The sequence below is a fragment of the Alkalitalea saponilacus genome (genome assembly GCF_900168165.1).
GTDB classification, from domain to species: domain Bacteria; phylum Bacteroidota; class Bacteroidia; order Bacteroidales; family Marinilabiliaceae; genus Natronoflexus; species Natronoflexus saponilacus.
On record NZ_FUYV01000005.1, the window covers coordinates 1 to 20,095 of the forward strand.

Consider the following 20,095-nt stretch of genomic DNA (forward strand, 5'->3'; position numbering starts at 1 on the left):
TTATTGTTGACTTTGATGGTGCCTTTTGAATCCCTAGATGATTCAGGTTTCCAGTGGCAGATTTTAACCCATTGCTAATATCTCGGACTGATTGACTTTTTGCAAACTGGCAAAATAACATAGAAATCAAATGCGTCCAACTATTATAGCCTTTTTGATGCTTGTCTGTTTCCTTTTCTTTAACAAGAGACTTAAAGGAACTACGGTCTAACTTTGAAATTATTTGAGCAAATAAATTTATCTTTGACATGTGAGAAGGTTTTTTTGTTGTGCACCTCAAAGATAATTTGAGATACTTAAATTCCTTCTCACTTTTTTAATCGTTTAGGACGCTATTGGTTTTGTATATATTTATTCGCTGTGGATAAATATGAATAAATGAGATATAACGGTAAGGTGTATGTATTCCTGATGCCCAAAAATATTGTGACATCTGCATGCAAGAACCACAATATTTCAATAATTAAATTTTTAATGATAATATCAACACCCAGATTTAAAACAAAAAGGTTTATTCTCAAAAGTGTTACTGAGGCAGACAAGATTGCCTGCTTTAAATACTTTAATGACTATGAAGTTATACGATATCTTTCGAATGAAATAAGCAACCGTATTCCTGCGAGGGATTTCAAAAGGGATTGGATGATTAAAAGATTCAATTAAAATCATATTTTTCTCAATTTCGCAATGTTGTATTTCTGACCCTCTTTTGAGAAATATTATTTGTCCTCAATCACATATACTAAATTAACGGGAAGTAAAAGCTGTCAAAAAGTCATGTTTTCACTCAAATGTTTAAACCCAGTTAATAATTAAAGTCGTTTTTCACAAAAAAAAAATTCAAGAATTTGGTTACTTTGTAAACAATTATAATAGGTTTTCAAACGAGATAATGATAGTAGAAAATTCAAGTATAGCAAAATATACATTCTCAGGGCATGATTCCTTTCAGTGTCGTCAACTTTGGCTAAAGAAAGGTTTCGACTATGTACTTGGAAATAGAATGTTTACTGACGACGATGCGGTTGTAAAACTGGGTGTTGGTAAAAATGTGTTTGTTTAAATGAATCGCTACACATCCTCCATTAAGTCTCAGTTTATGAATTTGAAAAAAATATTCTTAGATTATTAGTGGCCATACAAATCAAAAGTACGATCAACTATGCATAGACAATGAATAACGAAGTGTTTAATAATATCAGCAAAATAATTGAGAGGGATAGTAAGTCAACCACTTACAAGTATGCCCTTTTGCGCGGCGTTATAGATATTATTCAAGATAATTCACCATACATTTCATTTGTTGAAAATCGTGTACAAATACCGACAGGACTGCTTATTGAAAAATGGTTATTATACTATTATCCAATTATCCAATCCCAAACTTTAATCCCACAAATCAATGGTAAAACTAATCTTGCATTCAGCAGTCACTTAAATAAATTGATATCTGATTATGAACCTCGTGGAGGTTTTTCTGCTTTTTACAATGATTTAAAGAATAAAGGAATTCCGGAAGATTTGCAGGGAGACCTAGTTGAACTAACCAAGAAGATCAGAGACACTATTACCAGAATGCCAATGAAGTATATTGGTCGTTCTATTAGCAATGACTTCTATTCTATTTTCAAATATGAGAATCAAACACTCAGAAGTTGTTCAAAAATTGATCTTGAAACATTAATTGTTGCCTTTGGAACATTTTCTATTCCTTTTGAGTATTACGAAGCATTTAAAATTTTAGGCAGTTTCATAAACGGACAAGACTCTATACTTTTCAAATGGGCTAAATTTTCTGTGAATGCATCAGGAAACAATTTGTCCGTCCACAGAGTCCTTAACGAAGTTTTAAAAAGTCCTATTACTTTAAGAGAAATTAAAGAATCGAAAAAATTATACAAAGACATTCTTAAAAAGGAAGGAAAAGTTTATTGCGTTTGGACTGGTAGAAACATTTCAAACTATGATATTGACCATATGATACCATTTTCAGCATGGAAAAATAACGACCTTTGGAACTTACTTCCTTCAGATTCAAGAATTAATAATCAAAAGCGTGATAAAATTCCAACGCCAGAAATTATTGAAAGACAAAAAAATCTTATTCTGAACTATTGGGAAATCATTTTTAAAAATCAATCAAAGAGATTCTCAAAAGAAATACAAGTAGCCCTTTTAGGAAACCATTCATTTGATAATTGGAAGAATGTTGGCATTTCGCAACTGCAAAATAGGTGTAGTTATTTAATTGAAAATAGAGGTTTTGAGGAATGGAAAATTTAAAATCAAATCCAAACAGTCATTTAACAGCTAAAGAAAGAGAACACCTGTCTTTTCCAGCTAAAATTCTTTTCAATCAGAATTTATTAGTTGGTGATATCTTAGATTTTGGTTGTGGATTTGGGAATGATGTTAAATTACTTAAATCCAAAGGGATTAAAATTGAAGGTTATGACAAACATTACTTTCCTAATTATCCAACCAAAAAATTTGACACTATAATCTGCTTTTATGTATTGAATGTTCTTTTGCCTGAGGAACAAGCAACAGTTTTAATGGAATTGTCGAAACTCATTAAACCAAGTGGCAAAGTTTATATTGCTGTAAGGAGAGATTTGCAGTTTGAAGGCTTTAGGACACATAAAATTCACCAAAGGAAAACCTATCAATGTAATGTGATTCTAAACTCAAAATCATTCTTTAGAAATGAAAATTGTGAGATTTATGAATATCAGCATTACAACCAACTGAAAAGAAATCAAAACCCAGATTGTCCTTTTTGCAATCCTGATGCCGAAAGAGAACTAATAGTTGAGTCCGCAACTGCTTATGCAATTTATGATAAATATCCAGTCAATGATGGGCACGCTCTAATCATACCCAAAAGGCATTGTACAGACTATTTTGAATTAATATTTAAAGAGCAAGCTGCTTGTATATTTATGTTGAACAAGGTAAAAGATATTGTTTCAGCAAAGTATAATCCAGGTGGGTTCAATATTGGAATTAATGTTGGGGAAAAGGCAGGTCAAACAGTTCATCACGTTCACATCCATTTGATACCAAGATACAAGGGTGATGTTGAAGATCCAAGTGGAGGTGTAAGAGGTGTAATTCCAAATAAACAGAAGTATTGAATATGAAGGATGTTTTCGGAAATACAAAAACGGTGGCTATAACGGTTCAAAATGTGCCAGTGATTTCGGTTTAAAATGTGCCACTATGTTTGGCATTTTGGTCAAAGGTTTTCGGTTCGACTTGTGCCAGTTTGAGAGATCAAGATAAAACTGCTATATCGCAAATAAAAAAGCGTTATGGCCAATACACTTGATCTTATGGATTTAAAATATATTCTTACACTACATTTGGATGGATTAAGCAATCGCAAGATTGGGAGTATGCTTAGACTCGATAAATGCCAATGTGCAGCTTTTTAAAGCCAGTAAGCACAGTAAAGAAGAGTTTCTTAAGCTACAATTCTAATGAATTTCGAAAAAGGACCATCATTCGATCCTTATTTATTGAATAAAAAAACTTGTTGGTCAAAAAGACATTCTGGTTTTGAAGGTTTTGTATATATTTATTCGCTGTGGATAAATATGAATAATTGAGATATAACGGTAATGTGTATACTAGATGCCGCCAAGTTTACGAAAAACAGCGTACTATGAAATATATTGAAATAGAAAGACAAAAGGCAATTAGAATTAGAGACCAGATTTTCAGAGACCCCGGAAATGGGATATTTTTCGGTAAGGAAAGAGAATTTGTCTTATCAGAGCCTCTTCTGAATTTATGGGAAGGAATCCGATTTGATGTTAAGGACTATTTTGAAAAAAATGGAATCTCTTGGTGGTCAGGGAATGGAGAACCAACTGGACACTTGCTTTCATCACAAGTTGCGTGTGTGAATCATTTATATCCGTTTAGACAGCGGAAAGATTGTATTGACAAAATTTTGCAAAACATTAATAGTGAATTTGTTGACACATCTTTTATTGACTCGGGATATATAGAATTCGAGAAAACAGGGGTCCATCCCTTAGGAAAAGAAAAATCAGTTCAACGTGGAGCGAATTCAACATCAATAGATAGTTTCATGATTGCCCAAAAAGAGAACGATGAAAAGGTTTTAATTTTAATTGAGTGGAAATACACTGAATCATATACTCCGAACTCCATTTTGAATTCAAAATCAGGAACAAATAGGCTTGATGTTTACAAAGAACTTCTTGAAAAAGATAATTGCCCGATAATTACCAAAAATCTTGAAGATTTATTTTACGAACCCTATTATCAACTCATGAGACAAACTCTTTTGGGTTGGACAATGACTCAAAACAAAGAATATGGAGCGACAGATTGGCTTCATATACACGTGATACCAGAAGATAACAAGGAATTAAGAGAGCGGATAACATCGTCAAATCTTGAAGGAAAAACACTTGAAGAATCATGGAAATTGCAATTAAAGAACCCAGATAAATACATAGTGATAAGTCCGCAGAAATTCCTTGAACCGATAAATGAATTAGAAGACACGAAAAGCATAACTAATTATTTAACAAACAGATACTGGACGAATGAATGAAAAAACCAGGCGGTAACATGGTATAGCCAACAATAGCGGGGCTTGGTGGTAGTTTGGCGTTCGCTGCTACGCGTGGGCTTTTGTAGCGGTGGACACTGACGAAGCCCGCAATCCGCTACTGTAACTATACCAGGAACGTTGGCATTCATGCACGAAGACAAAAAAGACTTTCTCAAACGAATAAGAAATGATTATTTTTGAGAAAAACGACATGGCTAAAGAATCAGAAATAATATTCTATCAAGATGATGACTGGAACGTTAAAATACAAGTTCTCTTTCGAGAGGAAACATTCTGGATGACCTAAAAGAAAATAAGGGAATTATTTGCTGTTCAAAGACCTGCTATCACCAAACACTTAAAGAATATTTTTGACAGCGGAGAATAAGTAGACAGTTTAGTTAGTTCCATTTTGGAACATACTGCCTGGATATTCCGGAGCATACTTAACCCCCTTATCACCAGTTTCTAAAAGCCAAATTTGAGACTGCCATTCCGGCGGATATTGATTTGATTTTTAACCCTTGCTCTGTTGTATTTGTTGATAACATTAAGCCAATTTGGCAAGAGTGTTTTCGTGTCTTAAAATCAAATGGGATATTAATGACAGGGTTGATAAATCCAATAATTTTTCAACTTGACCAAGACAATCAACCTTTTAAATTGGTTTATACTCAACCATATTCTGACCTCAATTCATTACCGAAAGAAAAACTTGATGAATTAATTAAAAATCAAGAAACCATAGAATTTGGACACAGTATGACTGACCAAATTGGGGGACAACTAAGTGCAGGATTTTTAATGACTGATTTTTACGAAGATGACTGGAATGGTGAAAAAGAGATTGATAAATATTTTCCCTCGTACTTTGCAACAAGAGCGATAAAGAATTAAAAAAAAATGTGGCAACACGCAATATAGCAAAAGGCGGGTTCGCGGTTTTCTTGCAGCACACTGCCCCTCATCATGCCACCTAACGGTGGACAGTGACGCAGCCCGCATTCCACCTCATGCCATATGTGTAATGTTGTACACAAGAAAAAACACCGATATCAAGATATTGTAATGACTAAATGTTATTGTTTTAGGTCATTGTATTCCCTAAATGTTGTATATTTAAAATAAAAAAATGCTAAAAAGACATTTAGAATCAACTATCAGAAGCAAAATTAATACTGGAAAAGCTATCGTTCTTGTTGGTGCAAGACAAGTTGGAAAGACCACTTGGCTATAACGGTTCAAAATGTGCCACCGATTTCGGTTTCATTGTGCCAGTGATTTCGGTTTAAAATGTGCCACTATGTTTGGCATTTAGGTCAAAGGTTTTCGGTTCGACTTGTGCCAACTATTTCGGTTCGACTTGTGCCAGTTTGAGAGATCAAGATAAAACTGCTATATCGCAAATAAAAAAAGCGTTATGGCCAATACACTTGATCTTATGGATTTAAAACAGATCTAGCACTACATTTAGATGGATTAAGCAATCGCAAGATTGGTAGTATGCTTAGTATCCATCGTAACACGATAAATGCTTATGTGCATCTTTTCAATACCAGTAAGCACAGTAAAGAGGAGCTTCTTGATCTGGAGAACTCAGAGCTGCTCAAACTTTTCCCAGCGCATACAACGTAAGCCTTCGGCCTACCCCGTATTGTAAAAGTAAGGAAATTTTCTCAGGCCGGGGATGCCGACCTGAGAGTTGGAATTTTCTAAGTTCTACTGGAATCTTTTGGAATTAGTTGGAGTTTTCTGAAAAACTCTGGCAATTGTTGGATTTTTTCCAATTATGTGGCAAAAGGTCAGCTAAATCTAAATCATAGTTACTATTGTACAAGGCAATCTTGCTAAACACATCGGTCAACCATTCTCTGGGATTTACATCACTTGCCTTACAATATCCCAGCAGGGAATACATGACTGCCGCATTTTCTGCCGACTCATGATTGCCGCAAAACAAATATCCTTTTCTTCCTACCGCCAGAAGCCTGATAGCATTCTCGGCCAAATTGTTATCAAGCAGGTATCGACCATCCAAATGATAGCACGACAGACGCCTGAATATATTGTATGTATAAGCCAGAGCTCTATGACTAAAGAATCAGAAATAATATTCAATCAAGATGATGACGGGAACGTTAAAATAGAAGTTCACTTTCGAGAGGATGGCTATTTCGGTCTGACTGTGCCAGGCATTTCGGTCAAAATTTGGCAGTCTGAGAGATCATGCAATATTATAAAAAAATGTTATTCTGCTTTCAAAATATCGTTTCTTAATGACGGTCCATTTAAGTCGATTCGATGGGAAGGGTTTACCAGTCGGTCGAGTATTGCATCAGCAATTGTTCCAATTGCAGGCATCCATAAGCAGCCATGAATTCTTTGAAGCTTATATACGAAATATCAATTAAGTTCACAGGTTCAAACACTTTATACTTGGCTCACAATCTGAAAAAAACCGAATAATGAAATATATTTTTTCACAAACATGTATAATATACTTGACATTATGTATGTATTTCTTAACTTTGTGTCAACAATCTTTAACTCATCATAAAAAAATATTAAGATGAAAGATCCAATGTCTTATCAGGAAAAACAAAGTATTCTATCATTGGTGAATACCTTTCTGATTCTTAGCTTTTACTCGTTATATGTTTATAACAACTACATAGCCGGGAATCTCGAAATCATATACGATATGAAGTTTCTGGGAAAAGCCTTTATGATTCTGATCCCTTTCACCATCGTGGTACAGATTGTGATGCACATTTTGTTTGTGATCTTCAATAAGGAAGGTATACCTAAAAAAATAGATGAGATGGATAAACTCATCGAACTAAAATCCATCCGGGTATCTCACTGGGTATTTATCGTAGGCTTCTTTACAGCCATGGCATCGCAGGCATTTGGCATGGCTCCCTATATCATGTTTCTCACGTTTGTTGTTTCTGGGTTTCTGGCGGGGATGGTTTCCGATGTTTCAAAAATATGGTATTACCGAAAAGGAGTTTGATAATGGCAAAATGTAACATCCAAAATAACATTCGTAAACTCCGCTTTCACAACAATGAAATGACTCAGCAGGAACTGGCCGATCATACCGGGGTTACTCGTCAAACCATTGTTGCCATCGAAAACGGGAAGTATTCCCCTACTTTGGAACTGGCGTTTCGCATTTCCAGAGTATTTGCGGTTCCTATTGACCATGTTTTTTCTTACATACCTAAAGCCTCGAAATAGTTCATCTTTTATGTTCAAAGTCGATCGTGTTCATACAAATACAAATTATGAAAGCAATTACTTACAAAAGCTACGGATCACCAGAGGTCCTCCAATTGACCGAGATTGATAAGCCAATTCCCGGGGAAAATGAGGTACTGGTAAAAATTAATGCCACAACCGTAAATTCGGCCGATTGTCGCTTGCGCAAGGCAGATCCATTTTTGATCAGGCTGATTTTTGGTTTGTTCAAACCCCGTAAACAAGTTCTTGGGATGGGTCTTTCCGGAGTGGTTGAGGAGACAGGCAGGAATGTGACACTTTTCCAAAAGGGGGATCAGATATTTGGCTCTACAGAGTTACTGATGGGTACTTATGCTGAATATATCAGCGTACCTGAAAATACACCACTGTCAAAAATTCCTCAAGGTTGGTCATTTGAAGAAGCTGTAGCCGTACCCTTTGGCACTCATACAGCGCTCTGTTTTCTGAAAATGGCCGATATAAAACCCGGCCAGAAAGTGTTGATCTATGGTGCATCCGGTGCAGTTGGTACAGCAGCTGTTCAACTGGCTAAATATTTTGGGGCAGAAGTGACAGCTGTATGTAGTACATCCAACCTCGAAATGTTGAAATCTATGGGCGCGGATCAGGTATTGGATTACACCTGCGAGGATCTTTCAAAAATCGATAAAAAATGGGATGTGGTTTTTGAAACTGTAAACAAGATATCGATTGGAACAATTGCCCGTTTGGTTAAAAAGGGTGGAGTCCTCATTCTGGGATCGGCACTAATCAAGGAAATGATGCAAGGTCTTTGGATGTCCATGACCAAAAAGTTCAGAATAATAATGGGTACCAATAAACCCACCTTCGCTGATATGGATACTCTCCGACAATTGATGGAATCAGGGGCAATCAAACCCGTCATCGACAGGGTCTATTCCCTCGACGAAATGGTAGAAGCACATCGATATGTAGATTCAGGTCGTAAAAAAGGGAATGTGGTTATAAGGATAGATGTTTAGTTGCCTGTGTATTGGAGTCCGGATAGAACCGGGGTCAGACATAGCAGTGATTCTTTTCACAGCACGAAATAAAACTTTCACACAGGACTTTTTTCACAAAAGGGAATCTTCATTCCACACTTGAACTTGATCAGCCTGAATACCAAAATGTTTTCAGCCTTAAAATGAATTAAAAAATACTAATGCTGTTGTTTTGGTAACCTAACCATCACACCTCAAAACCTAAGGATACTAAATTTTGCTATCTTAGTAATCATTAAAATAGAGCACACTCTAAATATGTAAAAACTCATCTATCAAAGGCCTAATAGCGTGTGGCTATAACGGTTCAAAATGTGCCACCGATTTCGGTTTCAATGTGCCAGTGATTTCGGTTTAAAATGTGCCACTATTTTTGGCATTTAGGTCAAAGGTTTTCGGTTCGACTTGTGCCAGTTTAAGAGATCAAGATAAAACTGCTATATCGCAAATAAAAAAAGCGTTATGGCCAATACACTCGATCTTATGGATTTAAAACAGATTCTAACACTACATTTAGATGGATTAAGCAATCGCAAGATTGGTAGTATGCTTAGTATCCATCGTAACTCGATAAATGCCAATGTGCAGCTTTTTAAAGCCAGTAAGCACAGTAAAGAAGAGTTTCTTAAGCTGCAATTCTAATGAATTTCGAAAAAGGACCATCATTCGATCCTTATTTGTTGAATAAAAAAACCTGTTGGTCAAAAAGACTTTCTGGTTTTGAAGGTTTTGTATATATTTATTCGCTGTGGATAAATATGAATAATTGAGATATAACGGTAATGTGTATATAAACTAATTAGGCAACATTCCCCACATCTCACCGAAAAATCATGATTAAATTATTTGGTTAACGAGTTGATTATTTAGGGATTGTAAAAAAGCAATTTAACGTTAGTTACAATTCCCCCTATACTAAAGACATTGACTACTTAAGCTAACGTCAGAATTATATCGCGTTGAATTAGTGGTTTTTATGAAATAAAATATTTACCGTTATTCAGAATTTTACAGGATGCAACTACTTATCAATATTACTTTTAAGATTATTTACGGTAGGGTAAAATTACTGTTTAAATCGATTTTTTTTACAGCAGTTTTAACTCTTGCTTTTCAATCAACTTATTGTCAGAGTAATATGATTAAAAGGTCTGATAAAACTACCATTAGAATACCCCCAACACTTTATCATCGAAATTTGATAAATAATAGTGTAAATGATATCCTTATACCTCATATCCGTAAAGATGCAAAATATCTAACTGATTTAAAAGAATGTGCTGATTCAGCATCTATTTGGAAAATATATATTAATCTGAAATCTGGTACTTCATGGGAGCTAAATAATCCCCCAAAAAAACCTATTTTTATTATTCCAAGAATATTGTTTAAATCTAAAAACCTATCGGTAATTAATTACACTAATTATGCTGCTTTTGCTGGTACTTGTGAATCTGAGAAAAAGATTCCTTGGTTTCTGATGGATAATATTACTGTAGTTTTACCATTTTTTTCAAATAATGGAGAGGAATGTATAAATATATTTTACGAATTAGTGCCAGATTTAGAAGATGGAATGAAAATATCTAATATCAAAATAGAAGAAAAAGAATAAACGTTGCCTAACATGCAATATAGCAAAAGGCGGTTTTCGTGGTGTTTTGAACCATTCTGCCCCGCCTCAATTTTTGTAACGGCGGACAAGGACGCAGCCCGCAAAAAAGCCACTGGTCATAAACAGGTACGTTAAATAACTTACATTTTAAACCTACTCAAATGAAAAAGACAATCTACATTTTTCTCATCTTAGCAATGATTATTCCGGTGAGTACTCTTTACGGACAGAATTTAAACCTGAACAAGACACCGAAAAAAGAGCATCTGGCTGCGGCAAAAGAATTAGCAAAAAAAATATTCGATAACCTTGCTAATAAAAACCATCAGGAAATTGCAAATTTCATCGTTGACAATATTGGTTTTAATTGGGATGAATCAAGAAGAATATCCTCTCGTAATGACTATCTATCAAAGCTGGAAATTTTAAGTTTAAAGCCTCCAATGGGTGTTTTTGGTGACCTTTTCGGATACGACTTAATAGAAGAAGCATTTTTAATGGGTAGCGACAGGTATTTTAGACATACCTACCTTTCATATCATGAAGGAAGCCTGTTAATTTGGGAGTTTCGATTTTATGTTAACAAGGATGGCAATACAACATTACATTATATTGGATGGAGTGACAATAACCCATTTGAATACATGAGTACTCCAGATATGGTATTACCCAGATACAATTAATATTGACTTCTAAAGCTATAAAAAATTGAACTCCTAACCTGAAGTATCATGAAACAAATTATTCCAATAATTATGGGTTTGATCATTACCGGCTCAATTCATTCACAGATTCTGGACACCATTTATTTAACGGGTAATGATGCCCTTTCAACCAAAGAAAATTATACCCATTACAGGGTCATTACAAAACAGGATGAATTGACCGTTGCTGTCAGAGAATTTCACAAAGGTGACTCACTGAAATCGACCTTTGATTATAAAACAAATAGGCAAAGGGATGTTGATGCCGATGATTTTCAAGAGTTAGTTAGAAGAAAAAAGCTTCAATTGCATGGTGAATATCTGGAATTCTTAGGGGAATTTCCATTAATTTCAAATAATTAAACCGGAAAATATGCCTTTAACCAAATATGAGATACATTCTGAAAAAAGCATTCAGCAACCTTTTAAAACAACATGTTTTAGAATCTCTTTTATGAAATTTTAATACCAGTTGAATGAAGTCATTAATTGTACCGGAAACATTAGATGCCATTGCCGGGTATTTAGCAGGCAGCTTCCTGGAAGATCCTATGAACAAGGCTCAAATGGAAGGAATATCAAAAAAAGAAAAACTAATGCGGGCTAATGCCAGGATTGCCATTAAACATGCATCAAAAATCGATGCATTGTATCTGCTCGACAATGACCCACGTGCCATAATGGTGGCTTATGACACCATTAACAACAGCAAGATCCGGGAAACATGGACAAATATCAAAACCATTGCAGTTACTTTTATCTCTGTAAACTTGAAAGAGCTTTTTAAACTTCTCAGAAATATGAAGGTATTGGTAAAGGTTCTGGATTTTAAATGGCCACAGGAATTTTTTAAAGGACGCCATTACAGAATAAAGATCATCAGTATCGATAAAAGTCTTAGAGGAACCGGTGCTTTCCGTAAGCTCATAACCCCAGCCATTGAATATGCCGACCGTGAGCAAATCCCCATGGTGCTGGAAACCCACAATCCTTCAAATGTTGGGCTGTATGAGCATTTTGGTTTTAAGCTGGTTAAAACCATATCATCACCCAAAACCCCCATTCAACAGTATTGCATGATAAGAAAACCCTTGATGGTTCAGAAATCAGAATAAAACCCAAGTCAAAATAAACACCTCTCCATTATGAAAAAACTCCTCCTTTTAAAACTGCTGGTATCCTTAGCATTGCCATTAAGTGTGGGTGCCATAGCAGGCATGTTTACGGCGCAGGCCGTACCCGAATGGTATGCGTCGCTAAACCGGCCATCCTTTAGTCCTCCCAACTGGATATTTGGCCCGGTATGGACCACTCTCTATCTTTTGATGGGGATTAGCTTTTTCATCGTTTGGAAGCAGGATGCCTCCAGAGAGCGAAATTTGGCAATTATCGTCTTCTTTATTCAGCTGTTGCTTAATTTCGCATGGAGTTTTCTGTTTTTCTACTTTAAAATGCCGGGATTGGCTTTAATTGAAATTATTTTATTGTGGTTCAGCATCATATTAATGTTTTTCTCCTTTTACAATGTTAAACCGCTGGCAGCATACCTCAACATCCCATATTTTCTATGGGTAAGTTTTGCGATTGCACTTAATGCCGGGTTTTATTTTCTTAACAGAGGCTGAAAAACTAAAAAAGAGATATCATATTGCATTTAAATTGTAATAGTTCGTTAAACTTTTTTATTCAGCTGATTATCAAATGTATATGGACTTATTGCCTTGCCGCACAATTGGCTGATAATAAGAACCTTACTTGTATCTAATAATCTAATCCCGATATTATCGGGAAACGCTCTATTGAAATTAATAACTCTAACTTAAATTATAATTATGAAAACATCAATCATTATTATTTCACTATTCATCGTCAGTTTCAGTTTGACTTTTGGGCAGTCTGCTGTAACTGATTCCATCACGGTAAAAAGGGTTTTTGGAGGATATCAGTTCATCCAGGGTGAAAAGAGACTAACCATGCATCAACTTGTCAATGCAATGGAAACAAATGAACTCGCACTACAGCAAATCAAATCTGCTCAATCGTCACACAATTTGGCAACCATAGTGGGTGCAGTCGGCGGTTTTATGGTAGGATGGCCAATCGGTGCAGCCTTAGGAGGAGGAGAGCCTAACTGGACTATGGCCGGAATCGGTGCCGGTTTAATTGTTGTTTCGATACCAATTACTCAAAGTACTAACAAAAAAACCATACAGGCCATCGAAACCTATAACAGCGGTTTACAAACCAGTTCATTTTGGGATAACAAGGAGTTAAAACTCGCCATTTCGGAAGGAGGAGTAGGATTTATCTTAAGATTTTAATCAGATACGAGTATGGACTTAAACAAAACGTGCTTATTCCGTTGGACGGAATAAGCACGTTGTCTATATGTTCAGAATATTTTATCGATTATTACAATTCACCTCTTCGTTTCACAAGTGCATCTTTAATTTCTCCGGCTTTTTCTTCAGTTAAATCATACTTCCACATGACCAAAATGGCTAAACCGGCGGTTATTGCCGGGATAAGAATATCTGCAAGCCTCAGATTGGTTAATGTTTCAGTGGTTTGTATTTCGGCACCTGCATCAAAACCAACCAGTTTTAGCACAAGACCACCCAAAACCAGAGCCAATGCTTGCCCAAGTTTCACCATCCACCAATAGATGGCACCAAAGGTGCCTTCTTTTCGGGGCATCCCGTTGTTGTATTCATCAAGATCGCAAACATCGGCTGTCATGCTCATCATCAGTGTAAACAATCCTCCAATACCAAAAACCATAAATGGGATGGGCATGAAAATCAACCAGGGGTTATCCGGATTAAATCCCCACCATTTTAAAGCATATCCGATTATTGAAATGAATGTGGCTACAATAAAGGCATTTCGTTTCCCCCATCGGCTCGACATCCACGTAATGATGGGGATGATTAAAAATGCTGTACAAAGAGCACTCACGGTGGAAAACCATGCCGGCCAGGTTCCTGCATCTCCGTAATTTCCCTGAAACATATAGAAAACGATGATGAAATAGCTGAATGAAGCCACCAGTTGAAATCCGTTAAATACCAGGAATGTGGCACCACATAACCTCAAAAAGGAGAGGTTCTTAAAGATAAGCACCATGCTCCTTATCAAGCCCTTGAAATTTTTAACGATGTTTTTAAAGGTAATGTCGTCACGGTTTGTGATGCTCTCCTGCTTAATTTCCTTACAGAAAATTGCAGGAATTACCCCCAATACAATACAAATTCCGCCCACAATGATTGAGAGATTGCGAACGCCCACGGCTTGCGACTCAAACAAATTTGGATTGGCGATCAGCACCCAAAACCATGGAACAATCATCCAGGCTACCTGGCCGATGGTTTGCGCAAACGCCATCAGGCGGGTGCGTTCGTTGTAGTCGGATGTCATTTCGTAACCCAGGCCGATGTATGGAGTAGCAAAAATGGTGTTGGCAATGATAAAAATGAAGGATAAAATCAGAAAATACCAAAAGTTGTACATCTCGGTGTTATCGGGATTGAGTTGCCAAAGCAACGCAAACAGCACCCCGCTGAGAATGGCTCCTACAAAAATAAAGGGCCTTCTTCGCCCAAAGCGCGATTTGGAATTGTCGGTGATGTATCCCATGATGGGATCGGTGATGGCATCCAAAAGGCGGGGTAAACCACCTAACAACCCGGCCAAAACCGGATCAATTCCAAAGGCCGTAAGAAGAAAGAATGAGAAAACCCCAAGTGCTCCGGGAAGGAGATTCACTACCAGGTTTCCGGTTCCAAAGGCAACCTTTTGCCCAAGGGGTAATTTGTCTCTGGATAATGTTTGTGCTGATGACATATCAAATATTTTTAATTAAACACTATTTTGAAAGGATTCAATTTCTGTGAAAATCAATTTAAAATGATTTTTATTCCTTTGATTCAGAGGTGTTTGAAACCTCAATCATTTGAAATTCGTTCACGAATTTCCTGATCGGTTGGCGGAACTAAAACATCTTTCATCATCGCCTCCTTATCTCCGTTGTATGTTTTCGTGATGGGCATACCATCCCTTGTGAGGCCATTAAATACACCTTCATCAACCAAATCCCAAATGGCGTATTTGGCTTGTGCTTGCAGGTTGATCAGACCAAAATGATTCTCCGAACCCAGCGGATTATTCGAATCTTTCCACTTTTCGTCAAATGCTTCGAAATAGAAGCAGGTGATCCCCTCCCTGTTTGTCCATTCTCTGATGTGCCAATAATAGAGAGCTGATTTATATTCATCAATGGCCCGGGCTCCATCGGCCCCGTAAAATTCATTAGATACTGTGGCCCATCCGGTTTCACCTATATGAACCGGTTTATCAATTCCCAAACTTTGCATGTAGCTAACCACGCTGTTATATTTATCAATGGCTTCATTTTTGGCTCGCAACATGGCGGCGTCGATTTTTTCTAAATCCGACAAATGAAGTTCATCATCCCGAACTCCCCAGAAATGTGGCTGATAATGGGTGTAATGCATTGGATAAATATGCATGGAGATAAAATCCACGGCTTTCATCAATTTGGTCAAATCTTCCACATGGTATTCGCTTCCGCCGCCTCCCCAAGATGAAAAATCGTCTGAACTCGTAATCCAGAGAGTTTCCGGCAGTTCTCCTTTTTGTTTTAAATCCTGCAAATAATTCACCCAATTGAGGATGATGGCAGGCTCCACATAGTAATCCCAGGCCCAGTGAACCATGGCCTCGTTACCCACAGCAATAATCAACACGATGTCCGGATAAAGTTGTGTTAATTCAACCGCACGTGCTATTTCAACGGCATTTCGATCACTCTCTTCACTACGAATGCGATCTGGAAGATCAGTCCATGCATTTTTGCAGTCGATCCATGCACCCAGCATCACGTACATTTCAAATTCGGGATCGTCATCCTTCATTTGCCTGATTGCTTCAAGCAAATTTGCTGCTTCATCGTAGTGCACATTATAGGTTCTGAGAAGTTTAATTCCCATAGCAGAAAGAATCTTCATATCCTCTTTGAGTTGCGGAATGGTTGGTTGAATCTCTCTGGATATTTCTCTGTAACCTCCATAGGAAATGGCTTGATATTCGGGATTTCCCAGAATATCCGCAGCTGTTTTTCCCATGTACTTCTCAGCCGGTGAACAAGATATAATCATTGTTACTGCTATAAATGCTATTAATAGTTTAAAATGTTTTTTCATCCGAAAATAATTTAGTTAATTAATTGGCCGAATGGAACTTCCATGAGGTGTTATTTTGACTACGTCGATCTTCGATTCATTTTCTTGTTGTGAGTTTCCCACTCATGGGCGTTTCATTATGATTTAAGTTTTGGTTCATGGATATTGCTAAAAAGAGACCTCCAGGCGTTCAATTTTACCTGTTCTCTTAAAAATGAGACTGCTGATTGATCGGCTTAAGATGTTGTTTTTAACCTCCTCCTTTTCTCCGTTGGAATAATAAATCATGATGTTGCTATTTCCGGTTTGAGAATAAATCACCGGAACCGTGCAGTATGTAAAGGCCAGTTCTCCCTCTTTCAGTTGGATTTGCCTTTCCTCACCGGTAACGGTGAGATATGTGAAGGTGTTTTCTTCAGATAAAAACTCATCTTTGACTAGCAAAACTGGATTGAATTGCAACTGACCATCATCGACGAAAACCCCTATTTCTGAGAATCTAACCAAAATATCCTCCTTCACTTGACCCGTCATTCCAGGCTGCTGAGCCCCCCGGTGTTTTGGAGTGTGGGAATATGGATCGGTGGGGAATGCGCCATACAGTTCAGGAGATTTATGTACACCAATGCCTGCACCAATTTCGTAATAGTGATCCGTCAGTCTTCCAATTATTTTCTCATCAGCCTTTTCTTCAATGGCTTGCAAACAGCACTCCTGCACAGCCAGATGTAATTTGGAAACCATATGCCAATAAATGGATCCAAGTCCCTCATAACCATAGAAAGTTCCTGATCGTCCTGTGAAAGCTTTATGGTTAAATACTTTTTCAAATATCTCCAGAACCAGCTCTTTTTCCTTAACTGCAAGGTCTTTAAGGCCATCGTCATTCAACGATTCAAGAGATACTTTTACATCGTCGGCATTTTTAAAGTTTCCGTTGAAGTGGATCTCTCCCATCACATCCTGTTCAACAATCGCTTTATTGCCTTTTTTTACCAATTCTTTAATCAATTCAGATGAGGCCGCATCAGTGGCAGGGATGGTGTTTTTCTGCAAAAATCCGGGTAAGTTTTTGTTCGGGTATAAGATATAGCTATACTGATCTTCACGGAACAAAGCGCTGCTTTTTAAGGAGTCCAATAATTCAAGCACTTCAGTTGAATTTAAATATCCTGCACTCAAAACAGCTACCTGTCCCTCAAGCATTTCACTTAAATAAGAACATGAAACACCTGATTCAGTTGCTGTCATCAAATTGTATGCATGATACAGCTTGTCCTCTCTTTGATTGGCTCGGATGGAATGCTGCAAATAATCAATGGTAACTTTGGTGAAGCGTTTCAGATTTTGAAGAAGAAGTGAAACTTTCTTTCCTGAGAAACCATTTTGATAAATGGTTTCTCTGTACATTGACGCTGCGGTTCCCAGACTGTCCAATATCTCTTTTCTCTCCTGATCATTGATTTTTCCGGAAAGTAAATGGCTATATTTGTCAAGTGTTTCACCGATGGATTTTAAGAATTCTGCCAACTCTGCAGAGATTTCAACCTCATCAAATTTTGACCCCTCCAATGTCTTCTGGAAAAATGTCAAAAATCGGTGTAAGTAATAAAGTGTAACCATGGAAACACCATTACCCACCAGCGCGTTGTTGGCATCGTTCCACTCAGGCCTTTGCGTATTGAGCCATATTCCGGTTTCAGGAATGAAGTTGGAGACTTTGGCCAATACGGTTGCCAAAATTTTTTCGATGAAATTTACATGGTAAACATTTCTGTTTTGGGTTGTGAGAAGAGCACCGTCTGCACCAATTTTATCCCTCTGCTCGCGAATCGCCTGATCCCAATTATGGTCAAACTCAATGGTATCTTTAGGGTTCTTCATTATTTGGGAATGAGGCTTTATGATGTATGGAACAGCGGCATACACAAACCACTCCCGGTCAAACAGGGAGTGAATTTTCCCCGGGTGGTATTTTTCAATAAATTCGAAGAATTTTTGAAGATAGATGATCTGATGATCGCCCCAATAACCGATGTATGACCATGGATTGTCCGGCTCAATGGTTTCCCAATCAAACCCGTCTTTGGTTACTCTGTATGGATTATACCCATCAAAAGTAGAAGCATTCAGGAATTTGAAAATCATTCCCTCTATAAAATCCGGATAAGAATGTGCCAGGGCTTCCCAGTTTTGGAAGATATCTCTCCAGTTACCTTCATAATCCAGGATCTCTGAACCATCTGTTTCGTCCTGGATGTTGATGGTAAAATAGTTCCATGGGCGACTTGGATCTCCGTGTCTGCGACTGAATTTTAAAGGTAAATACTCAATAGAAAGTCTTATTAAATCAACATCGTTGATAGTTTCTAATGATTCTTTCAACTCTGTATGAGTAAACGTTTCTGCAAGATTTTGAATAAAGTCCTGATTTTCTTCAACTGCTTTTTTGTTTGCTTTGCTGAGATAGTTTACAAAATCTGATTTTTTGATCTCATAGTTGTTGTCAAATATTCCCCCCCTCATGATGTTAAACATCACGTTCGAAAAATGACGGGTATCCTTAAGTTTATCGCCTGTGTTTTGAAGTCCGTCAGCACTTGCAACCAACTTAATGAGATTTTGAGTACCTGATTCAACATCGACAAGAATCTGTTGCATCAAATCTGTATCAGATTTGATGGTCTCTTTTAGTCTCACTACCTGAGAATGGTTTTGGTTCACTTCAGCAACAATCACCCATTCTTTAGATGAGTTCGCTGAAAGCGAAATCTCAGACGAGACAAAATAGGCACCTCTTTCTCCCTTAACATCACTTTCGCCGATTATTTTTCCAAAATTTCTGAATTTGTCGAGTTGTGCAGATGAGAGAAGGTGTGTAACCTGATCAAGTCCAATTGACCAGACGATATTCGCCTTCAGAGCCTCGCTGGGTTCGGCTCTGTCCACGATGATGGCACTAAGTGCAAAAATTCCAATTCCCGATTCCCTTTCCAGTTCACTTCTTTTGTAGGCGTCCACAAGATTGCTGGTGGAGCGCTGCAAGTCGCTTGGAACACCGTATGGCATAACATTCTGTATGCCATCCAGAACGTTAATCCGGCATGGTTTTGACGAGTTGTTGATGATTTCAGATCTCCTTACAAATCCAAATCGTTTGGATGAACTCCATTGATATCTGAAAGTTAAACCAATATCATGATTTATCTCTTCAAAAATAATTTTGTTTCCGTAAATGCTTTTATATATATTTCTGCTGATGTTGTATTTATTGGTAAATCGTTCAGAAAAGGGTTCCAAAACCTGTTTCTCCCCATCGATTTCAACCTGAAAGATGGTTTTACTCCCGGTGGTATCAGCCGATTCTGTTATTTTATCGTCAGTATAGTATGGGAAAAGTGCGTATTCAGGGTTTTTTCTTCCGGCTGACAAGCCTCCATTACTGGAGATGTACATCCAATGGTTTGAATCGCTTACAATGCTCATGAAAAAGTGACGCATTGCATTGTGGTTGTTAATTTTGAAGTAGCGCTCACCGTTATGATCCACTACCTCCATTTCAACTTTTTTGTTCTTCTCTGCTGTCATAATACTAAATTGTGGTTATATGAAACGTGCCATGATAAAACGTTCTCAATCAGGAGAATCGAAAATTGGCGAGTTCTCATGAAATATCGAGAATGTTAAAAAACCTCTTGAAAAATCTGATTTAA

At 37.2% G+C, this 20,095-nt stretch carries 19 protein-coding genes and 1 pseudogene; 15 read left to right on the forward strand and 5 right to left on the reverse strand.

All coding sequences use genetic code 11. From position 1 onward, the window contains the following. On the reverse strand, nucleotides 1-250 hold a 250-nt coding region (locus tag B5X70_RS05635), incomplete at its 3' end, for a DUF4372 domain-containing protein (RefSeq protein ID WP_143255032.1). A gap of 642 nt (nucleotides 251-892) precedes the next feature. On the opposite strand from B5X70_RS05635, the gene B5X70_RS18565 reads away from it, so the two are divergent. The 5 genes from B5X70_RS18565 to B5X70_RS05665 all read left to right on the forward strand — a co-directional run bounded on the left by B5X70_RS18565 (nucleotide 893) and on the right by B5X70_RS05665 (nucleotide 5,488). Next, nucleotides 893-1,063 carry a DUF4007 family protein gene (locus B5X70_RS18565; RefSeq protein WP_198314244.1) on the forward strand — a complete coding sequence of 57 codons (171 nt, stop codon included), beginning with the start codon at nucleotides 893-895 and terminating at the stop codon, nucleotides 1,061-1,063. Nucleotides 1,064-1,173: 110 nt separating this feature from the next. After that, nucleotides 1,174-2,283 carry an HNH endonuclease domain-containing protein gene (locus B5X70_RS05650; RefSeq protein ID WP_079556916.1) on the forward strand — a complete coding sequence of 370 codons (1,110 nt, stop codon included), beginning with the start codon at nucleotides 1,174-1,176 and terminating at the stop codon, nucleotides 2,281-2,283. After that, a complete protein-coding gene (locus B5X70_RS05655) occupies nucleotides 2,271-3,137 on the forward strand; it encodes a bifunctional class I SAM-dependent methyltransferase/HIT family protein (RefSeq protein WP_079556917.1) in 867 nt (288 codons plus the stop codon). Before B5X70_RS05650 ends, B5X70_RS05655 begins: the two co-directional genes overlap by 13 nt. Nucleotides 3,138-3,667: 530 nt before the next feature. Continuing rightward, a complete protein-coding gene (locus B5X70_RS05660) occupies nucleotides 3,668-4,591 on the forward strand; it encodes a PGN_0703 family putative restriction endonuclease (protein ID WP_079556918.1) in 924 nt (307 codons plus the stop codon). A gap of 603 nt (nucleotides 4,592-5,194) precedes the next feature. After that, nucleotides 5,195-5,488 (forward strand): hypothetical protein, encoded by a 294-nt coding sequence (locus B5X70_RS05665; RefSeq protein WP_198314243.1) that lies wholly within the window; start codon nucleotides 5,195-5,197, stop codon nucleotides 5,486-5,488. Nucleotides 5,489-6,329: 841 nt separating this feature from the next. On the opposite strand, the pseudogene B5X70_RS05670 reads toward B5X70_RS05665, so the two are convergent. After that, nucleotides 6,330-6,680 (reverse strand): annotated as a pseudogene (locus tag B5X70_RS05670) (IS66 family transposase); the annotation flags it as partial. Between the two features lie 480 nt (nucleotides 6,681-7,160). Between B5X70_RS05670 and B5X70_RS05675 the strand changes: the two are divergent. The 10 genes from B5X70_RS05675 to B5X70_RS05720 all read left to right on the forward strand — a co-directional run bounded on the left by B5X70_RS05675 (nucleotide 7,161) and on the right by B5X70_RS05720 (nucleotide 13,502). Then, a complete protein-coding gene (locus B5X70_RS05675; protein WP_079556920.1) occupies nucleotides 7,161-7,607 on the forward strand; it encodes a hypothetical protein in 447 nt (148 codons plus the stop codon). 2 nt (nucleotides 7,608-7,609) lie between these two features. Beyond that, complete coding sequence (locus tag B5X70_RS05680) at nucleotides 7,610-7,834, forward strand: helix-turn-helix transcriptional regulator (protein WP_079556921.1); 225 nt, start codon at nucleotides 7,610-7,612, stop codon at nucleotides 7,832-7,834. Nucleotides 7,835-7,881: 47 nt separating this feature from the next. Continuing rightward, nucleotides 7,882-8,841, forward strand: a complete 960-nt coding sequence (locus B5X70_RS05685) for an NAD(P)-dependent alcohol dehydrogenase (protein WP_079556922.1) — start codon at nucleotides 7,882-7,884, stop codon at nucleotides 8,839-8,841. 483 nt (nucleotides 8,842-9,324) lie between these two features. Beyond that, the gene (locus tag B5X70_RS05690) at nucleotides 9,325-9,504 is read left to right on the forward strand and encodes a hypothetical protein (RefSeq protein WP_079556923.1); all 180 of its coding nucleotides are present in this window, start codon (nucleotides 9,325-9,327) and stop codon (nucleotides 9,502-9,504) included. 373 nt (nucleotides 9,505-9,877) lie between these two features. Further along, nucleotides 9,878-10,477, forward strand: a complete 600-nt coding sequence (locus tag B5X70_RS05695; RefSeq protein WP_079556924.1) for a hypothetical protein — start codon at nucleotides 9,878-9,880, stop codon at nucleotides 10,475-10,477. Between the two features lie 161 nt (nucleotides 10,478-10,638). Then, a complete protein-coding gene (locus tag B5X70_RS05700; RefSeq protein WP_079556925.1) occupies nucleotides 10,639-11,160 on the forward strand; it encodes a hypothetical protein in 522 nt (173 codons plus the stop codon). 48 nt (nucleotides 11,161-11,208) lie between these two features. Next, a complete protein-coding gene (locus B5X70_RS05705) occupies nucleotides 11,209-11,544 on the forward strand; it encodes a hypothetical protein (protein ID WP_079556926.1) in 336 nt (111 codons plus the stop codon). Between the two features lie 113 nt (nucleotides 11,545-11,657). Next, complete coding sequence (locus tag B5X70_RS05710) at nucleotides 11,658-12,296, forward strand: GNAT family N-acetyltransferase (protein ID WP_079556927.1); 639 nt, start codon at nucleotides 11,658-11,660, stop codon at nucleotides 12,294-12,296. A gap of 30 nt (nucleotides 12,297-12,326) precedes the next feature. Beyond that, nucleotides 12,327-12,806 carry a TspO/MBR family protein gene (locus B5X70_RS05715; RefSeq protein ID WP_079556928.1) on the forward strand — a complete coding sequence of 160 codons (480 nt, stop codon included), beginning with the start codon at nucleotides 12,327-12,329 and terminating at the stop codon, nucleotides 12,804-12,806. A 207-nt stretch (nucleotides 12,807-13,013) separates the two neighbouring features. Beyond that, on the forward strand, nucleotides 13,014-13,502 hold the full coding sequence (locus B5X70_RS05720) for a hypothetical protein (protein WP_079556929.1): 489 nt from the start codon (nucleotides 13,014-13,016) through the stop codon (nucleotides 13,500-13,502). A 91-nt stretch (nucleotides 13,503-13,593) separates the two neighbouring features. Here the strand turns inward: B5X70_RS05720 and B5X70_RS05725 are convergent, their stop codons facing one another. The 3 genes from B5X70_RS05725 to B5X70_RS05735 all read right to left on the reverse strand — a co-directional run bounded on the left by B5X70_RS05725 (nucleotide 13,594) and on the right by B5X70_RS05735 (nucleotide 19,970). Beyond that, nucleotides 13,594-15,024, reverse strand: coding sequence for an MFS transporter (locus B5X70_RS05725; protein ID WP_079556930.1), 1,431 nt, complete (start codon nucleotides 15,022-15,024; stop codon nucleotides 13,594-13,596). Between the two features lie 101 nt (nucleotides 15,025-15,125). Beyond that, nucleotides 15,126-16,403 carry a glycosyl hydrolase family 17 protein gene (locus B5X70_RS05730; RefSeq protein ID WP_079556931.1) on the reverse strand — a complete coding sequence of 426 codons (1,278 nt, stop codon included), beginning with the start codon at nucleotides 16,401-16,403 and terminating at the stop codon, nucleotides 15,126-15,128. Between the two features lie 147 nt (nucleotides 16,404-16,550). After that, nucleotides 16,551-19,970 carry a hypothetical protein gene (locus tag B5X70_RS05735; RefSeq protein ID WP_079556932.1) on the reverse strand — a complete coding sequence of 1,140 codons (3,420 nt, stop codon included), beginning with the start codon at nucleotides 19,968-19,970 and terminating at the stop codon, nucleotides 16,551-16,553. Between the last annotated feature and the right edge of the window lie 125 nt (nucleotides 19,971-20,095).